The organism is Stutzerimonas sp. C6.4V (genome assembly GCF_058536345.1).
On the sequence record NZ_JBZUBM010000001.1, the window covers coordinates 2,031,756 to 2,049,049 of the forward strand.

General features: G+C 57.4%; 17 protein-coding genes. 14 read left to right on the forward strand and 3 right to left on the reverse strand.

Translation table 11 applies throughout. The annotated features are described in order from the left end of the window. Positions 1–24 precede the first annotated feature (24 nt). From trxB to infA, 4 genes are all read left to right on the forward strand, one after another. Positions 25–972, forward strand: a complete 948-nt coding sequence (gene trxB / locus AC4LFW_RS09455; RefSeq protein WP_491818815.1) for a thioredoxin-disulfide reductase — start codon at positions 25–27, stop codon at positions 970–972. 43 nt (positions 973–1,015) lie between these two features. After that, a complete protein-coding gene (gene aat, locus AC4LFW_RS09460; RefSeq protein ID WP_491818816.1) occupies positions 1,016–1,714 on the forward strand; it encodes a leucyl/phenylalanyl-tRNA--protein transferase in 699 nt (232 codons plus the stop codon). Positions 1,715–1,747: 33 nt separating this feature from the next. After that, a complete protein-coding gene (locus tag AC4LFW_RS09465; protein WP_312125701.1) occupies positions 1,748–2,455 on the forward strand; it encodes an arginyltransferase in 708 nt (235 codons plus the stop codon). Between the two features lie 98 nt (positions 2,456–2,553). After that, positions 2,554–2,772, forward strand: coding sequence for a translation initiation factor IF-1 (gene infA / locus AC4LFW_RS09470; RefSeq protein ID WP_002553999.1), 219 nt, complete (start codon positions 2,554–2,556; stop codon positions 2,770–2,772). A 145-nt stretch (positions 2,773–2,917) separates the two neighbouring features. Here infA and clpA read toward each other — a convergent pair whose 3' ends face one another. Further along, positions 2,918–5,188, reverse strand: a complete 2,271-nt coding sequence (gene clpA, locus AC4LFW_RS09475; RefSeq protein ID WP_312125698.1) for an ATP-dependent Clp protease ATP-binding subunit ClpA — start codon at positions 5,186–5,188, stop codon at positions 2,918–2,920. A 30-nt stretch (positions 5,189–5,218) separates the two neighbouring features. After that, positions 5,219–5,581 carry an ATP-dependent Clp protease adapter ClpS gene (gene clpS / locus AC4LFW_RS09480; RefSeq protein WP_312125696.1) on the reverse strand — a complete coding sequence of 121 codons (363 nt, stop codon included), beginning with the start codon at positions 5,579–5,581 and terminating at the stop codon, positions 5,219–5,221. 214 nt (positions 5,582–5,795) lie between these two features. Between clpS and cspD the strand changes: the two genes are divergently transcribed. Next, entirely contained in the window at positions 5,796–6,053 is a 258-nt protein-coding gene (gene cspD / locus AC4LFW_RS09485) for a cold shock domain-containing protein CspD (protein ID WP_312125693.1), read from the forward strand. Positions 6,054–6,106: 53 nt separating this feature from the next. Here cspD and icd read toward each other — a convergent pair whose 3' ends face one another. Beyond that, complete coding sequence (gene icd, locus AC4LFW_RS09490; protein WP_491818817.1) at positions 6,107–7,363, reverse strand: NADP-dependent isocitrate dehydrogenase; 1,257 nt, start codon at positions 7,361–7,363, stop codon at positions 6,107–6,109. Between the two features lie 368 nt (positions 7,364–7,731). Between icd and AC4LFW_RS09495 the strand changes: the two genes are divergently transcribed. The 9 genes from AC4LFW_RS09495 (at position 7,732) to AC4LFW_RS09535 (ending at position 16,884) form a co-directional block, all read left to right on the forward strand. After that, positions 7,732–9,957, forward strand: a complete 2,226-nt coding sequence (locus tag AC4LFW_RS09495) for an NADP-dependent isocitrate dehydrogenase (protein WP_491818818.1) — start codon at positions 7,732–7,734, stop codon at positions 9,955–9,957. A gap of 102 nt (positions 9,958–10,059) precedes the next feature. After that, positions 10,060–10,500 carry an NUDIX hydrolase gene (locus tag AC4LFW_RS09500; protein WP_312125684.1) on the forward strand — a complete coding sequence of 147 codons (441 nt, stop codon included), beginning with the start codon at positions 10,060–10,062 and terminating at the stop codon, positions 10,498–10,500. Between the two features lie 71 nt (positions 10,501–10,571). Continuing rightward, positions 10,572–11,702, forward strand: coding sequence for a tRNA 2-thiouridine(34) synthase MnmA (gene mnmA / locus AC4LFW_RS09505; RefSeq protein WP_491818819.1), 1,131 nt, complete (start codon positions 10,572–10,574; stop codon positions 11,700–11,702). Next, on the forward strand, positions 11,699–12,322 hold the full coding sequence (gene hflD / locus AC4LFW_RS09510; RefSeq protein ID WP_491818820.1) for a high frequency lysogenization protein HflD: 624 nt from the start codon (positions 11,699–11,701) through the stop codon (positions 12,320–12,322). Before mnmA ends, hflD begins: the two co-directional genes overlap by 4 nt. Positions 12,323–12,415: 93 nt before the next feature. Further along, a complete protein-coding gene (purB, locus tag AC4LFW_RS09515; RefSeq protein ID WP_491820188.1) occupies positions 12,416–13,786 on the forward strand; it encodes an adenylosuccinate lyase in 1,371 nt (456 codons plus the stop codon). Positions 13,787–13,861: 75 nt separating this feature from the next. Further along, positions 13,862–15,028 (forward strand): ribosomal protein uL16 3-hydroxylase, encoded by a 1,167-nt coding sequence (locus tag AC4LFW_RS09520; RefSeq protein ID WP_491818821.1) that lies wholly within the window; start codon positions 13,862–13,864, stop codon positions 15,026–15,028. After that, on the forward strand, positions 15,021–15,446 hold the full coding sequence (locus tag AC4LFW_RS09525; RefSeq protein ID WP_491818822.1) for a GNAT family N-acetyltransferase: 426 nt from the start codon (positions 15,021–15,023) through the stop codon (positions 15,444–15,446). Before AC4LFW_RS09520 ends, AC4LFW_RS09525 begins: the two co-directional genes overlap by 8 nt. A gap of 5 nt (positions 15,447–15,451) precedes the next feature. After that, on the forward strand, positions 15,452–16,081 hold the full coding sequence (locus AC4LFW_RS09530) for a DUF7931 domain-containing protein (protein WP_312125674.1): 630 nt from the start codon (positions 15,452–15,454) through the stop codon (positions 16,079–16,081). After that, the gene (locus tag AC4LFW_RS09535) at positions 16,078–16,884 is read left to right on the forward strand and encodes a secretin N-terminal domain-containing protein (RefSeq protein WP_491818823.1); all 807 of its coding nucleotides are present in this window, start codon (positions 16,078–16,080) and stop codon (positions 16,882–16,884) included. Before AC4LFW_RS09530 ends, AC4LFW_RS09535 begins: the two co-directional genes overlap by 4 nt. Positions 16,885–17,294 lie beyond the last annotated feature (410 nt).

Genomic DNA, 17,294 nt, shown 5'->3' on the forward strand with positions numbered 1-17,294 from the left:
AACAAAGGCTTATGAGGGCTTTTTATGAATGAAGTCAAGCATTCACGTCTGATCATCCTCGGCTCAGGCCCGGCCGGCTATACCGCGGCCGTCTACGCGGCGCGTGCCAACCTGAAACCGGTGATGATTACGGGTATTCAGCCCGGCGGCCAGCTCACCACCACCACCGAAGTGGATAACTGGCCGGGCGATGTCGAAGGCCTGACAGGCCCGGCCCTCATGGAGCGGATGCAGAAACACGCAGAGCGCTTCGATACCGAGGTGGTGTTCGACCATATCCATACCGCCGAACTGCAGCAACGCCCGTTCATCCTCAAGGGAGACAGTGCTACTTACAGCTGCGACGCACTGATCATCGCAACCGGTGCTTCAGCTCAGTATCTGGGCCTGCCCTCCGAAGAAGCGTTCGCGGGACGGGGTGTTTCCGCATGCGCGACTTGCGACGGTTTCTTTTACCGAAACCAGGTCGTAGCTGTAATCGGTGGCGGCAATACCGCTGTCGAGGAAGCGCTGTACCTGTCCAACATTGCCAAAGAGGTGCACCTGATCCACCGCCGTGACAAGTTGCGTTCGGAGAAGATTCTCCAGGACAAGATCATGGAAAAGGCGACGAGCGGGAATATTCGACTGCACTGGAACCACACCCTGGAAGAAGTGCTCGGCGATGCCTCCGGCGTTACCGGCGTGCGCCTGAAGAGCACGATGTCGGGCGAAGAGCGGCAACTTGACCTGGCAGGCGTATTCATCGCCATAGGTCACAAGCCCAACACTGACCTCTTCAAGGGACATCTGGAGATGAAGGACGGCTATCTGAAGATCAAGGGCGGCGGTGAAGGCGACGCGACCTGTACCAGCGTCCCTGGTGTCTTTGCGGCCGGAGATGTGGCCGACCATGTCTACCGCCAGGCCATCACTTCGGCTGGGGCAGGCTGCATGGCAGCACTCGATGCTGAAAAATACCTGGACCTCTGATTCACTTGGCGGACACTGATCCGCCCTCTTCTGACCTGACGATATGCTGACCTGGCTGCAGCGCGACGACTTGACATTCCCTCCTTTGGAAAAGGCCATGCGCGACCCCAATGGTCTGCTGGCAGCTGGAGGTGACCTGACCCCCGAGCGCCTTCAGGCAGCGTATCGACATGGTTGTTTCCCCTGGTATCAGGATGGGCAGCCTTTATTGTGGTGGTCGCCTGATCCTCGAACCGTACTCTTCCCAGAAGAGCTGCATGTTTCTCGCAGCCTGCGCAAAACCTTACGCCAGGGCACTTTCGAGGTCAGTTTCGATCGGGCGTTCGCCGAGGTCATACGTGGCTGCGCCGCTCCGCGCAGCTACGCCGACGGCACCTGGATTACCACGCCGATGCAGGACGCCTACATGACGCTGCATAAAATGGGCATAGCCCATTCCGTCGAGGTCTGGAGTGATGGGCTTTTGGTCGGCGGCCTCTATGGCCTTGCCATGGGTCAGCTATTCTTTGGCGAATCGATGTTCAGCCGTACGACCGATGCTTCCAAAGTGGGATTTGTGACATTAGTGGAACGTCTCCGTGACTGGGACTTCAAATGGATTGACTGCCAAATGCCAACGCAGCACCTGGAGCGTTTCGGCGCACGGGGCATTTCGCGCGTGGCATTTGCCGAGGCGCTCGCCCTGTATCTGGACGAGCCCAGCTCAGCCCAATGGGAATCCGAGGCGACGGCACCACGCTGACCCATAACGACTCATGTTTTTCGAGAGCTGACCATGACCTCACTGGCTCGTCTCAAGTTCTACGCCACCCAGCCACATGCGTGCAGTTATTTGCCGGACGAACAGGCCACCACGCTGTTTCTCGACCCTAGCCAACCCATGGATGTACAGGTTTATGCCGAACTCTCCGAAATGGGATTTCGTCGCAGCGGTGACCACCTGTACCGTCCCCACTGCCAGCGCTGCACGGCATGCATACCTGCCCGTATCCCTGCCGCTGGTATCGAACTCAACCGCCAGCAAAAACGAATACTGAAGCGCAACTCGGACCTTACCGTCAAAGATGTCCGCCCCTCGTTTACCGAGGAATACTACGCGCTGTATGCAACCTATATCGAACAGCGGCATGCAGACGGTGACATGTACCCACCGAGCCGCGACCAGTTTCATACCTTTCTAGTTCGCGATCTGCCCTTTTCCCGATTCTATGAGTTTCGTCTGGACGGGCGCCTGCTTGCGCTGGCTGTGACCGACGCCCTCCCGAATGGACTGTCCGCGGTCTATACCTTCTATGATCCAGCTGAAGAGCGCCGAAGCCTGGGTCGCTTTGCCATCCTCTGGCAGGTCGGCGAGGCCGCACGGCTCGGACTGAATGCGGTGTACCTTGGTTACTGGATCAAGAACTGCCGCAAGATGAATTACAAGACTGAATACCGGCCCATCGAACTTCTGGTCAATCAGCGCTGGATAACACTGAGCTAAGGCCTTGGCTCTCCGGGCCCTTTCAGGCACAATACTTGCCGCTTTTACCCACGCATTCTTGCGCCGGGGCAATCACTGAACACCGAGGGTTTTACTGAATGTCGAAAGAAGACAGCTTCGAAATGGAAGGTACTGTCGTCGACACCCTGCCCAACACCATGTTTCGCGTGGAGTTGGAAAATGGGCACGTCGTTACTGCGCACATCTCCGGAAAGATGCGCAAGAACTACATCCGGATTCTTACCGGTGACAAGGTCCGCGTCGAATTGACGCCTTATGATTTGAGCAAAGGTCGCATCACCTACCGCGCCCGGTAACGGTACGCGAGAAAGAATGCCCGGTATGTCCGGGCTTTTTTGTTTGCGCAACCTGCAGCGCAGGCATCACGCACCTCTGTGATGCGCTTAACCCAGCCAAAAAAAAATGCCCGGCATCGCCGGGCATCTGTACACCACTCCAGACTCAGGCCAGCTCAGCCGAAGTTTCAAAGTCAAAGAAAGGTTCACCGTCGCGAATATCGATGTGAACGACCCCTCCGTGTTCAGCTAGCTCACCAAACAGGATCTCTTCAGCAAGAGGACGCTTGATCTTGTCCTGAATCAGACGAGCCATTGGCCGTGCACCCATCTGCACGTCGTAACCGCGCTCGGCCAGCCAACCGCGAGCCGCATCAGACACCTCGAGCGTCACGTGCTTGTCCTCGAGCTGCGTTTGCAACTCGATCAGGAACTTGTCGACGATGCTCTTGATGACTTCATGACTGAGGCGACCGAACTGAATGATCGTATCCAGGCGATTGCGGAACTCTGGCGTAAAGCTCTTCTTGATCACCTCCATCGCATCCGACGCATGGTCCTGATGGGTAAAACCGATAGACGCTCGGGCCGCGGTCTCAGCGCCTGCGTTGGTTGTCATGATGATGATCACATTGCGGAAATCTGCCTTGCGCCCGTTGTTGTCGGTCAAGGTGCCGTGATCCATCACCTGCAGGAGCAGATTGAAGACCTCGGGGTGCGCTTTCTCAATCTCATCAAGCAAGAGCACGCAATGGGGCTGCTTGGTTATCGCCTCGGTCAGCAAGCCTCCCTGATCGAAACCGACGTACCCAGGGGGAGCACCGATCAGACGCGAAACGGTATGCCGCTCCATGTACTCGGACATATCGAACCGCACCAGCTCGATCCCCAGCGCGCGCGCCAGCTGACGAGCCGCTTCCGTCTTGCCGACGCCCGTCGGGCCAGCAAACAGGAACGACCCGACCGGCTTGTCAGGCGCTTTCAGGCCTGCACGGGATAGCTTGATAGCTGTTGCAAGCGAGTCGATAGCATCGTCCTGCCCAAAAACAGTCAGCTTGAGATCACGCTCCAGATTACGCAGCAACTCCTTGTCGGATGTACTGACATGCTTTGGCGGAATTCGCGCGATTTTCGCAACGATGTCTTCTACCTGCTCGACATCGATACGCAACGCACGCTTGTCCTCAGGCTGCAACCGCTGAAAGGCGCCAGCCTCGTCTATGACGTCGATGGCCTTGTCTGGCATATGCCGGTCATTGATATAACGCGATGCCAATTCAGCCGCAGCACGCAGCGATTCATCGCTGTACTCGATATTGTGATGCTGCTCGAAGCGACCTTTCAGCCCCCGCAGGATGCCAATCGTATCTTCGACCGAAGGCTCGGAAACGTCGACCTTCTGGAAGCGCCTGGCGAGTGCCCGATCTTTCTCGAAAATTCCGCGAAACTCCTGAAAGGTCGTTGACCCGATGCAGCGTATCTCCCCGGACGAAAGCAAAGGCTTGAGCAGGTTGGACGCATCCATGACGCCACCGGACGCAGCGCCCGCGCCAATGATCGTGTGGATTTCATCGATAAACAGGACCGCCTGCGGACGCTTGCGAAGTTCGTTCAGCAGCGCTTTGAAGCGCTTCTCGAAATCGCCCCGATATTTGGTGCCAGCCAGCAGCGCACCCAGATCCAGCGAGTACACGACACTGTTCGCCAGAAGCTCGGGCACCTGATTGTCCACGATACGTTTGGCCAGCCCTTCAGCGATAGCAGTCTTGCCAACGCCTGCCTCACCGACCAGCAACGGATTGTTCTTGCGTCGACGCGCCAGAATTTGCGCCACACGCTCCACCTCGTGCTCGCGACCCACCAGCGGATCGATGCGGCCCTGGCGGGCTAGATCATTGAGATTGCTAGCATAGGCATCCAGCGGATTTCCAGCGGTTGAAGCGTCGCCACCCTCTTCGTCCTGCATCTCGGCATCCCCCTCGGGATTGCCGCTACTGCCCGGAACTTTCGATATGCCATGGGCGATGTAGTTGACTACGTCTATCCGGGCAACGTTTTGCTGCTTCAACAGGAATACAGCCTGACTTTCCTGCTCGCTGAATATGGCAACAAGAACGTTTGCGCCCGTCACCTCACGCTTGCCGGAGCTTTGCACATGAAACACAGCACGCTGAAGAACGCGCTGGAAACCGAGGGTCGGCTGGGTTTCCCGTTCTTCGTCGTGTTGAGGAATGAGTGGCGTCGTGGAGTCGATAAACTCCTGTAGGTCGTGCCGCAGTTTGTCGAGGCTGGCTCCACAGGCGCGCAACACCGTTGCGGCTGCCTCGTTGTCCAGCAAGGCTAGCAGGAGGTGTTCAACCGTCATGAACTCATGACGCTTGGTACGTGCCTCCTTGAAAGCCAGATTCAGAGTGACTTCGAGCTCACGGTTCAACATAGCTTTCACCTCTTACCCAGCAGTCGGGGTTTAACCGTCCTTCTCGATCTCACAAAGCAACGGATGCTGGCATTCCCTTGCATATTGATTGACCTGCATTGCTTTGGTTTCAGCGACGTCCCGTGTGTAGACGCCACAGACGGCCCGCCCTTCGGTATGAACCGCCAGCATGATCTTGGTGGCGAGCTCCCGATTATGGTTGAAGATACCCTCCAGCACCTCCACGACGAAATCCATCGGCGTGTAGTCATCATTAAACATGACAACTTTAAACATGGGTGGTGCCTTGAGCTGTGGCTTGGCTTCTTCCACCGCCAAGCCGGAGGAGTCATCGTCCAGTGGTTCCTGACGATCCTGGTTGGATATTAGTCGAATCTCGAAAGATGCACGCATGCGAATAACGGTTCTAGGTCGGGGCGCCGAGGCCGGGTAAGTGGAAAGGCTTCACAGCCACCTGACGAGTCGCCTTGACTATCGGCAAAACGATGATACAAACAGTAATTGCCACAACGGCAACAGGTTGCGCGCATGGGGCCTTATGCTGCGCCAGCGCGGAATAAAATGGATGTTACTCCAGTGATGGACTCCTTTGCAGAGGGATAACAGCATGCTAAGCGGTAAGGTCAAGTGGTTCAACAACGCCAAAGGCTATGGCTTCATCGTAGCAGACGGCGGCGATGAGGACCTGTTCGCCCACTACTCGGCCATTCAGATGGAAGGGTATAGGACACTCAAGGCTGGGCAGGCGGTCATGTTCGATATTCTGCAGGGTCCCAAGGGCCTGCACGCGACCAACATACGGTCTTTACAGGCCTCTACGGAAGCGGTAGCCCCTGCTTCCCAGAGTTCGACCGTAGACGCCTGATTGCAGGCAGCAAAAAGGCCGATCGCTGATCGGCCTTTTTGTGTTTCGCCTGGTTACATGTGCGAAATCATCGCATCGCCGAACTCTGAGCAGGACATCAACGTTGCGCCGTCCATTAGCCGTTCGAAGTCATAGGTCACGGTCTTGGCTTCGATCGCGCCTTCAGTCGACTTGATGATCAAATCGGCGGCTTCGATCCAGCCCATATGGCGAAGCATCATCTCCGCAGAAAGGATCAGCGAGCCCGGGTTGACCTTGTCTTGCCCCGCATACTTAGGTGCGGTGCCGTGGGTCGCCTCGAACATGGCCACCGTATCCGACAGGTTGGCACCCGGCGCGATACCGATTCCGCCAACTTCTGCCGCCAGGGCGTCTGACAGATAGTCACCGTTCAGATTAAGCGTTGCGATCACGTCGTACTCGGCCGGACGTAGCAGAATCTGCTGCAGCATCGCGTCAGCGATCGCGTCCTTGACAACGATATTCTTACCGGTGCTCGGGTTCTTGAACTGCATCCATGGTCCACCATCCAGCAGCTCGGCGCCAAACTCGTCTCGCGCAACCTCGTAACCCCACTCCTTGAAGGCACCTTCGGTGAACTTCATGATGTTGCCCTTGTGAACCAGGGTAACGGAGCTGCGGTCGTTGTCGACGGCATACTGCAGCGCTTTGCGGACCAGGCGCTTGGTGCCCTCCTGCGAAACCGGCTTGATACCGATACCGCAGTTCTCAGTGAAGCGGATTTTCTTGACACCCATTTCCTCGGTGAGGAATTTGATCACCTTTTCGCATTCAGGCGAACCGGCCTTCCACTCGACACCGGCATAGATGTCCTCCGAGTTTTCTCGGAAAATGACCATGTCGACGTCGGCCGGCTTCTTGACGGGACTAGGCACACCAGTAAACCAGCGAACCGGACGCTGGCAGACATAAAGATCCAGCTCCTGACGAAGGGCAACGTTCAGTGAACGGATACCACCACCTACCGGGGTAGTCAGCGGCCCCTTGATGGAGACCACGAAGTCACGCACAACCTCAAGCGTTTCCTTGGGCAGCCAGGTATCCTGATCGTAAACCTGCGTCGCCTTCTCGCCAGCGTAGATTTCCATCCAAGCAATCTTTCGCTTTCCGCCGTAGGCTTTTTCCACAGCCGCGTCGACAACCTTGATCATCACCGGACTGATATCGACTCCGATGCCGTCACCCTCAATGTAGGGAATGATCGGGTTATCGGGAACGTTCAGGGTGTTGTCGGCATTGACGGTGATTTTGTCACCGCTGGCAGGCACCTGGATCTTTTGGTATCCCATGCTTGACTCCGTTTTGGTGGTTGAACATTAAACAGTGGTCATCTCCGGAGAGTACCCCAGTTGAATCGGCCGAGACCATATGTGCATTCGTCGTACGGCTTGGGCATTCTTTGACAACAGTGCTCGGTGATATACTGCTTAGGTGACTAACGAGTCATGAGGAGCAAGCCGACCTTCCATCAGATCGCCCCTCCTGAATCCGCCCTTCTGCCAACCGCAGCCGGACGGCTCGAACGCGCAATACTAAGTGGTGCATTCCAAACATCATCGCGGCGAACCTCGAATTCTGACTCGACAAACGCAGCCAGAGCGCCTACCTGCGCACCTCGGGATTCAGTGCACGCTCAGCAAGAGAGAGACAACTCTACATGTCCACCCGATCGAAGATTATCTACACCTTCACCGACGAAGCCCCTGCCCTGGCCACCTACTCGCTTCTGCCGATCGTTGAAGCGTTCGCCGCCGCTGCGGACATTGACGTCGAAACCAGAGACATCTCTCTTGCAGGACGCATACTTGCAAGCTTTGCTGACCGACTGGATGCAGACAAGCAGATTGACGACGATCTCGCAAAACTGGCCGCTCTCGCTACCACGCCAGAGGCCAATATCATCAAGCTGCCGAACATCAGCGCCTCAGTACCTCAACTGCGCAACGCGATCGCCGAACTGCAGGCGCAGGGCTTCAATGTACCGAATTTCCCGGAAGACCCTCGCACCGACGAGGAAAAAGACATCCGTGCCCGCTACGGCAAGGTGCTTGGCAGCGCTGTAAACCCTGTCCTGCGCGAAGGCAACTCCGATCGCCGGGCGCCGGCAGCGGTAAAAGCGTTCGCCCGCAAGCATCCGCATTCGATGGGTGCCTGGAGCATGGCTTCACAGTCCCACGCTGACTACATGCGCGGCGGCGATTTCTTCTCCAGCGAGCAATCGATCACCATGGCCCAGGCTGGTGACGTTCGTATTGAGTTCGTTGGCAAGGATGGCAAGGTCGAAGTCAAAAAACAGCTCACGCTTGAGGAAGGCGAAGTCTTCGACAGCATGTTCATGAGCTGCAATAAACTCCGCGAGTTCTTCGAGAAGACCCTGCAGGATTGCAAAGACACCGGTGTGATGTGGTCTCTGCATGTCAAGGCGACAATGATGAAGGTCTCTCACCCGATCGTTTTCGGTCATGCTGTCAGCGTCTACTACAAGGAGGTGTTCGAGAAGTACGCCGACCTGTTCAAGGAGCTGGGCGTCAATCCGAACAACGGGCTTTCCAGCGTTCATGACAAGATCAAGAGCCTGCCAGCCTCACAGCAGGAAGAAATCCTGGACGACATTCATGCCTGCTATAGCCGCCGTCCGGAAATGGCCATGGTCGATTCCGTCAAAGGCATCACCAACCTGCATATTCCTAGCGATGTGATCGTTGACGCATCGATGCCTGCCATGATCCGTAGCTCCGGCAAAATGTGGGGTAAAGATGGCAACCTCAAGGACACCAAGGCCGTGATGCCCGAGAGCACCTATGCTCGCATCTATCAGGAGATGATCAACTTCTGCAAAACCAACGGTGCATTCGACCCGACAACCATGGGCACGGTGCCGAACGTAGGCCTGATGGCCCAGAAAGCCGAAGAGTACGGGTCGCACGACAAGACGTTCGAAATGACCGCTGACGGCATCATGCGCGTCGTACTCTCTGACGGCACCGTCGTCATGCAGCACGAAGTGGAAGCCGGGGATATCTGGCGCGCCTGCCAGACCAAAGACGCCGCCATTCGTGACTGGGTCAAGCTGGCAGTGACACGCGCCCGTCAGTCGGCGACCCCGGCCATTTTCTGGCTGGATCCAGAACGCGCTCATGACCGTGAACTGCAGAAAAAAGTCGAGAGCTACCTGCAGGATCACGACCTGACTGGTCTGGATATCCGCATGATGGGCTATAACGAAGCCATCCGCGTCAGCATGGAACGCCTCGTCCGCGGCCAGGATACGATCTCGGTGACTGGGAACGTCCTGCGCGACTACCTGACCGATCTGTTCCCGATCATGGAGCTGGGCACTTCGGCCAAGATGCTCTCCATCGTTCCACTGATGGCGGGTGGCGGCATGTACGAAACTGGCGCGGGCGGCTCGGCACCCAAGCATGTACAGCAACTGATCGAAGAGAACCACCTGCGCTGGGATTCGCTCGGCGAGTTTCTTGCGCTGGCGGTTTCGTTGGAAGAAACAGGCATCAAGACAGGCAACCCAAAGGCAAAATTGCTCGGCAAGGCGCTAGACGCTGCAACTGGCAAGCTGCTAGATACCAACAAGTCACCATCACGTCGTACTGGTGAGCTGGACAACCGCGGTAGCCATTTCTACCTGGCACTTTACTGGGCCCAGGAGTTGGCAGCTCAGACCGAGGATCTTGAACTGCAGGCATACTTTGCTCCTCTGGCCAAGACCCTGACCGATAAGGAAGACGCTATCGTTGCAGAGCTGGCCGAGGTCCAAGGCAAGCCAGTGGACATTGGCGGCTACTATCGCTCCAACCCAAAGCTGACTGCTGAAGTGATGCGCCCCAGCGCAACCTTCAACGCAGCACTGGCCGCGTTGGCCTGATTACAGAGCATGAAAGCGTGAACTGAACCCCGGCCACTGGCCGGGGTTTCTTTTTTGTCTGTCACACTTGATGCATCCGAACCAAACCATATAGGTCGCCTGATGGACTGGAAACCTCATATCACCGTAGCCACCATCGTTGAAGCCGACGGCAAGTTCCTGATGGTTGAAGAATCAAAAGGCGGCCGCCTGGTTCTGAACCAGCCGGCTGGGCATCTCGAACCCAACGAAAGCCTGCGAGAGGCCGCCGTAAGGGAAACCCTCGAGGAAACCGGTTGGGATGTAGATCTGACGGGCGTCGTCGGAGTCTACCTCTATACCGCGCCTAGCAATGGCGTTACCTACCAACGCATCTGTTTCGCCGCCCAAGCGGTTCAGCACCATCCAGAGTTCAAGCTCGACAGTGGTATTGTCGCAGCGCCCTGGCTAAGCCGAGACGAGCTATTCGCCGTGCCCGAACGCTGGCGTAGCGAACTGGTTCCACGCTGCATCGACGACTACCTGAAAGGCCCTCTTTACGACCTCCAGGTGATACGTGACTGAGGGGCTTTTAGCACCTGAACGCCTCAGCCTGTTAGAATTTCGTCCTTTTTGGCAGCCCCCCCTGAGTCCTTATGCCTGTTTCAGCTTCAACTGCCCCCGAAAACACCCGCGTCATTGTTGGAATGTCCGGTGGCGTCGACTCGTCGGTATCCGCTTTGCTCCTGCTTGAACAGGGATATCAAGTTGAAGGCCTGTTCATGAAGAATTGGGAAGAAGACGACGGCACCGAATACTGCACCGCGCGTGAAGATCTTGCCGACGCTCAGGCCGTATGCGACAGGATCGGTATCAAGCTGCATACCGCCAATTTCGCTGCCGAATACTGGGACAACGTATTCGAGCATTTCCTTGCGGAGTACAAGGCTGGCCGCACGCCCAATCCGGACATCCTGTGCAACCGCGAAATCAAATTCAAAGCCTTTCTGGACTATGCGCTGACGCTCGGCGCCGACCTGATTGCCACGGGGCATTATGTTCGCCGCCGAGATGTCGATGGGCGCAGCGAACTGCTCAAGGGACTGGACCCGAACAAGGATCAGAGCTATTTCCTCCATGCAGTCGGAGGCGAGCAGCTTGCCAAGACCTTGTTCCCGGTAGGTGAACTTGAAAAGCCGGCGGTACGGGACATTGCCGAAAAGCATGGCCTGGCTACAGCCAAGAAAAAGGATTCCACCGGTATCTGTTTCATCGGGGAACGTCGTTTCAGCGATTTCCTCAAGCAGTACCTGCCAGCCCAGCCGGGAAATATAGAAACGGTAGATGGCGATGTCATCGGCCACCATCATGGATTGATGTACCACACCATCGGCCAACGTCAGGGATTGGGTATTGGCGGCCTGAAAGACGCAAGTGACGAACCCTGGTACGTGTTGAGCAAGGACCTTGAGCGCAACGTGCTGGTCGTAGGCCAGGGCAACGATCACCCCTGGCTGTTCTCCCGCTCCCTGCTCGCCTCCGAGATCTTCTGGGTCAACCCGCTGACGCTGTCAGCACCCCGTCGGTTGACCGCCAAGGTCCGTTATCGACAGGCCGATCAGACCTGCACGCTGGAGCAGACTGAAACGGGATACCGAGCCGTGTTCGATGAACCTCAGCGTGCGGTTACCCCTGGCCAGTCGGTAGTTTTCTACGATCGCGAGATATGCCTGGGGGGCGGGGTTATCGAGACTGCCGAACCCTGGTTTGCTGGAGGCCGGCCATGACACCACTCCAGGAACAGCTCGTTGCCCTTGGTGCGGTATTCGAGGCGGCAACGCTGGTCGACCGTATAGCCCGCACTGGCCAGATTTCCAATGCAGCCCTCGGCTGTATGCTTGGCAGCCTGCTGGTCAGGGAAGAGAAACCACCTTTGGAAATCTATGGTGGCGACGATATCAACCTGCGAGATGGTTATCGCGCCCTGGTGGGTGCACTGGAGCGCGATACCAGCAGCCTGCAACGTGAACCGCTGCGCTACGCCTTGGCGATGATCGGCCTGGAGAGGCAGCTGGACAAGCGCAGCGACCTGCTTCAGGTCATCGGCAGCCGCCTGGGTCAGATACAGCAACAGGTCGAGCACTTCGGGCCGACTCACGAGAACGTGGTGGCATCCTTTGGCGGCCTGTATCAGGACACGCTCAGTACCTTTCGTCAGCGCATTCAGGTGCAGGGTGACATGCGTCACCTTCAGCAAACAGACAACGCGGCCAAGATTCGCGCGCTGCTGCTGGCGGGAATTCGCGCTGCCCGGCTATGGCGCCAGCTCGGCGGGCACCGTTGGCAGATGATTTTCAGCCGACGAAAAATGCTCGACGCGCTCTATCCACTGTTACGCACAGAATAGGCGGCAGCCAAGGGTTCTTCGCCTCAGGCATTCCCCCGCTTTCATGTATAATCTGCGCCCTCTTTTCGTTGCTCGATTGCCGAGATGCCCCCTATGCAGCTTTCCTCGCTCACCGCGGTTTCCCCCGTCGATGGCCGCTACGCCGGCAAAACCAGCGCTTTGCGCCCCATCTTCAGTGAGTTCGGCCTGATTCGCTGCCGCGTCCAGGTCGAAGTGCGCTGGCTGCAGCGATTGGCCGCTCATAGCGGTGTTCCGGAAGTCGCACCCTTCTCGACCGAAGCCAATGCGCTACTCAACCAACTGGCAGAGAACTTCCAGCTGGAGCACGCCGAACGCGTCAAGGAATTCGAGCGCACCACCAACCACGATGTGAAGGCGGTCGAGTATCTGCTCAAGGAACAGGCCAAGCAGCTGCCAGAGCTGGCCAAGGTCAATGAGTTCATTCACTTCGCGTGCACCAGCGAGGACATCAACAACCTGTCCCACGCGCTGATGCTGCGCGAAGGTCGCAACGAGGTGTTGCTGCCGCTGATGCGCCAGCTGGCCAATGCGATTCGGCAGCTGGCGGTCGAGCACGCCGACGTACCTATGCTGTCCCGCACGCATGGTCAGCCCGCCTCGCCGACAACACTCGGCAAGGAGCTGGCCAATGTGGTCTATCGTCTAGAGCGCCAGATCGCTCAGGTCGAGGCCGTACCGCTGCTCGGCAAGATCAACGGTGCCGTGGGCAACTACAACGCCCATCTGTCCGCCTATCCGGACGTCGATTGGGAAGCCAACGCGCGCGAGTTCATCGAGAATGACCTGGGCCTGGCGTGGAACCCCTACACCACCCAGATCGAACCGCATGATTACATCGCCGAGCTGTTCGATGCCGTGGCGCGCTTCAATACGATCCTGATCGACTTCGATCGGGACATCTGGGGCTACATCTCGCTTGGCTACTTCAAGCAGCGTACCGTCGCCGGAGAAATCGGCTCGTCGACGATGCCGCACAAGGTCAACCCCATCGACTTCGAGAACTCCGAGGGCAACCTGGGTATCGCAAATGCCCTGCTCCAGCACCTGGCAAGCAAACTGCCGATCTCCCGCTGGCAGCGCGACCTGACCGACTCCACCGTGTTGCGCAATCTGGGTGTCGGCTTTGCGCACAGCATCATTGCCTATGAGGCGAGCCTGAAGGGAATCGGCAAGCTGGAGCTCAACCAGTCCCGTATCGCCGAGGACCTGGACGCATGCTGGGAAGTACTGGCTGAGCCGATCCAGACCGTCATGCGTCGCTACGCCATTGAGAATCCCTACGAGAAACTCAAGGAGCTGACTCGAGGCAAAGGCATCAGCCCCGAGGCCCTGCAGACGTTTATCGATAGCCTGGATATGCCAACCGATGCGAAAGAGGCGCTGCGTAAACTGACCCCGGCTGCCTACGTTGGCAACGCAGCCGCCCAGGCCAAGCGGATCTGATCGAATCATTCTATTTGCACGCCCGGCTGTGCCGGGCGTTTTTATTTGCAGCTCGCCAAGAGCAAGGTACCTGGCATGACTTCCGATATTCCTTTGCAAGTCCTCGGTGGCATCAGCGCACGAGAGTTTCTGCGCGACTACTGGCAGAAGAAACCACTGCTTGTCCGCCAAGCTGTCCCCTCATTCGAAAGCCCGGTATCGCCCGACGAGCTGGCCGGCCTGTCACTGGAAGAGGAAGTCGAATCCCGACTGGTTATCGAGCATGGCGAAAGCCCTTGGGAGCTTCGTCGCGGGCCATTCACCGAAGAAACCTACCAGAACCTACCGGAGCGGGACTGGACACTGCTTGTTCAGGCGGTCGATCAACTGGTGCCTGAGGTGGCCGAGCTCATCGAGCACTTTCGTTTTCTGCCAAACTGGCGTATCGACGACGTGATGGTCAGCTTTGCCGCACCAGGCGGCGGCGTCGGACCACATTTCGACAACTATGACGTTTTTCTCCTCCAGGCGCATGGTCAGCGCCGTTGGCGGATTGGCCAGATGTGCAATAGCGACAGCCCGATGCTGCCGCACCCGGATCTGCGCATACTTGACCAGTTCGAAGGCACCGACGAATGGGTTCTGGAACCGGGCGACATGCTTTATCTTCCGCCTCGACTAGCGCATTACGGCACTGCCGAAGACGCTTGCATGACCTACTCGCTGGGCTTCCGGGCACCAAGCGCAGCGGAAGTGCTGACCCATTTCACTGACTTTCTCGCGCAATTCCTGCCGGACGAGGAACGCTACAGCGACGCTGATCTTGTCCCGGCAGACGACCCTTATCAGATCCAGACCGACGCGCTCGATCGCTTGCGCGCAATGCTGACCGAACATATGGGCGACGAACGCCTGTTGCTGACCTGGTTTGGCCAGTTCATGACCGAACCCCGCTATCCGGAGCGAGTGCAGGGTCCTGAGATCGAAGAGCAAGCCATGCTTGCCGCACTGGACGATGGCGCCATACTGGTACGAAACCTCAGCGCACGTCTGGCCTGGAGCGAAGTGGATATTGGCCTGTTGCTATTTGCCAGCGGCCAGAGCCGACTGCTTCCCGCCCGCCTGAAAGAGCTCCTGAAGCTGGTCTGTTCGGCTGATGCGATGCACACCGCAAACCTCGCGCCGTGGCTGGATGATGAGGATGGGCGTAATCTGATATGGCAGTTGGTCAAACAGGGAAGTTTGGAGTTTGCAGATGAATGAGATAGAAGTTCGCATCGCCGACTGGCAACAGGATAACGCCGACCTGCGCAGGATTCGCGAAGCCGTATTCATCGCCGAACAATCGGTACCGCCAGAGCTGGAATGGGACGCAGACGACGCTGAGGCGGTGCATTTCCTCGCTCTGGAGAGCGGCTACCCTATCGGTACCGCGCGCCTGCTGAACGATGGACACATTGGGCGGGTTTCAGTGCTCCGCGATTGGCGCGGCATGAATGTAGGCGGCGTTTTGATGAAAGCGGTAATCGATGAGGCGGAACGTCGTGGCCTCAGAGAACAGCGCCTGACCGCACAGGTCCATGCCACGTCGTTTTATGAACGCCTTGGTTTCGAAGTGATCAGCGAAGAGTTTCTCGAAGCTGGCCTGCCTCACGTCGATATGCTTCGCAAGAGCCACTGACCCCTATGGCTCGCGACGATGCCGATAACGCCTTCAACCCAGTCGAGTTGTCGGCTATCGAATTCGAGTCGCCGGGTCGTTTCAAACTGGAGAACCCATCCGCGTTACCTGCCAGTCCTGAACAATGGAACACTGCGCCACTCACTCAAGGCGGAGCCCCAACCGTTCAAGCATTCTCGGGCATGAGTGAGGCGCGACAACACACGCTGGCCATGATCGAGCAGGCACGGCGAAGCCTGAGCATCTATACACAAGACCTGGAACCTTGGCTCTACAACCACAGCTGTATTCAACAAGCCTGCCTGCGCTTATTACTTGACCACCCGCGTAATCGCTTGCGCATTCTGGTAGGGGATTCCTCCCGTGCCATCAGGCAAGGCCATCGCCTGGTTAATCTGGCGCGCCGACTGACCAGCAACTTACACATCCGCAAAGTCAATCCCGACTATCCGGCACGAGTTGCCGCCTTCCTAGTTGCTGACGAATGTGGTGTGGTGATTCGCCCAGAGCCGGATCAGTTGGTTGGCCATGCGCTCTATCAGAGCCCCGGCCGCGCTCGCCAGCAACAACGCCTGTTTGATACCGCTTGGGACCATAGTCTGTCCGACCCCGACCTGCGGAGCTTTCTGTTATGACTCGCCGACTTCTCTCTGCTTCTGTGCTCCTGGTTAGCTTCTCTCTTCAGGCGGCAACGGAAGTCATTCCGCTGAACTTCCGCTTGGCGCAGGACGTCCTGCCGATCGCGCAATCGGTAGTAGGCGATCAAGGCAAGGTGGACGCATACGGTAATCAGCTGATCGTGAACGCGCCTGCCGCCGTGATTGCCGAGCTACATGCTGTGCTATCTGAGTTGGATACCGAGCCTCGTAAGTTGCTGATCAGCGTGGATACTCAGAGTTCGGCCGCCAGCAATGACAACGGTTATAGGCTCGATGGCTCCGCACGCATCGGTGACCTTGAAGTCCAGAGCGGGAAAGGCGAAACACGAAACCGAGATCAGGTCCGCATCATCCGTCGAAGCACAGACAGCCAAGGCGGAGGCACTCAACAGATCCAGACCACCGAGGGCTATCCCGCCCTGATCCAGATTGGCCAAAGCGTCCCGATTACCAGCACGGGGACCGACAGCTACGGTCAGCTTTATCAGCAGACCCAATACCGCGATATCACCCGAGGCTTCTATGCCACCGCTACGGTGCAAGGCGACCGGGTGCAGGTAACCATCAGCAGTCATAACGACCGCATGAGCGCATCCCGACCGGACAGGGTGGATATTCAGCAAACCGATACCCGAGTCAGCGGGCGCCTCGGTGAATGGATATCACTCGGCGGAATCGATGAATCGGCTCATTCAAGCGAGACAGGATTACTGCGCCGATACTCAACAGAAGGCCGCCAGAACCTTTCAATACGACTGAAGGTGGACACGCTCAACTGAGCGGAATGTGTGAAACCTGCGAGACCTCTAGAAACATGTAGTGCCTACTAAAGTTCACTACAAAACATTTGACGAACCTTTTTAGCCGGAGCATTATGGCTCCGCTCCCGCTAACCAGGGGCCCTGGCAAGGGCCTCCGGATCGCGCTCCGCCAACCAGCAGAGGCGCTCCGTGACTGTACTGCCCACAAGGCGGACTGACGAGGTTGCGACTGGAACGAGTCGTCCTGAGGGACGGGGAAGCGATTAACGCATCTGCTCGAGACGTCAGTTCTGCTGATCATTCACCGGTTTCACACCGCCGTGTATCGGAATGCCACGAATCATTCCGCAGCTGAACGAGCACCTTGGCGATCGTAAACTGCACACCTCCTCTCCTTGGCCCAATCCTCGTATCCGGTCGGCATTTCG

Excerpts from the sequence above, each read along its gene's own strand:
- trxB (WP_491818815.1), top strand. The coding sequence starts at position 25 with ATGAATGAAGTCAAGCATTCACGTCTGATCATCCTCGGCTCAGGCCCG.
- aat (WP_491818816.1), top strand. The coding sequence starts at position 1,016 with ATGCTGACCTGGCTGCAGCGCGACGACTTGACATTCCCTCCTTTGGAA.
- AC4LFW_RS09465 (WP_312125701.1), top strand. The coding sequence starts at position 1,748 with ATGACCTCACTGGCTCGTCTCAAGTTCTACGCCACCCAGCCACATGCG.
- infA (WP_002553999.1), top strand. The coding sequence starts at position 2,554 with ATGTCGAAAGAAGACAGCTTCGAAATGGAAGGTACTGTCGTCGACACC.
- clpA (WP_312125698.1), bottom strand. The coding sequence starts at position 5,188 with ATGTTGAACCGTGAGCTCGAAGTCACTCTGAATCTGGCTTTCAAGGAG.
- clpS (WP_312125696.1), bottom strand. The coding sequence starts at position 5,581 with ATGCGTGCATCTTTCGAGATTCGACTAATATCCAACCAGGATCGTCAG.
- cspD (WP_312125693.1), top strand. The coding sequence starts at position 5,796 with ATGCTAAGCGGTAAGGTCAAGTGGTTCAACAACGCCAAAGGCTATGGC.
- icd (WP_491818817.1), bottom strand. The coding sequence starts at position 7,363 with ATGGGATACCAAAAGATCCAGGTGCCTGCCAGCGGTGACAAAATCACC.
- AC4LFW_RS09495 (WP_491818818.1), top strand. The coding sequence starts at position 7,732 with ATGTCCACCCGATCGAAGATTATCTACACCTTCACCGACGAAGCCCCT.
- AC4LFW_RS09500 (WP_312125684.1), top strand. The coding sequence starts at position 10,060 with ATGGACTGGAAACCTCATATCACCGTAGCCACCATCGTTGAAGCCGAC.
- mnmA (WP_491818819.1), top strand. The coding sequence starts at position 10,572 with ATGCCTGTTTCAGCTTCAACTGCCCCCGAAAACACCCGCGTCATTGTT.
- hflD (WP_491818820.1), top strand. The coding sequence starts at position 11,699 with ATGACACCACTCCAGGAACAGCTCGTTGCCCTTGGTGCGGTATTCGAG.
- purB (WP_491820188.1), top strand. The coding sequence starts at position 12,416 with ATGCAGCTTTCCTCGCTCACCGCGGTTTCCCCCGTCGATGGCCGCTAC.
- AC4LFW_RS09520 (WP_491818821.1), top strand. The coding sequence starts at position 13,862 with ATGACTTCCGATATTCCTTTGCAAGTCCTCGGTGGCATCAGCGCACGA.
- AC4LFW_RS09525 (WP_491818822.1), top strand. The coding sequence starts at position 15,021 with ATGAATGAGATAGAAGTTCGCATCGCCGACTGGCAACAGGATAACGCC.
- AC4LFW_RS09530 (WP_312125674.1), top strand. The coding sequence starts at position 15,452 with ATGGCTCGCGACGATGCCGATAACGCCTTCAACCCAGTCGAGTTGTCG.
- AC4LFW_RS09535 (WP_491818823.1), top strand. The coding sequence starts at position 16,078 with ATGACTCGCCGACTTCTCTCTGCTTCTGTGCTCCTGGTTAGCTTCTCT.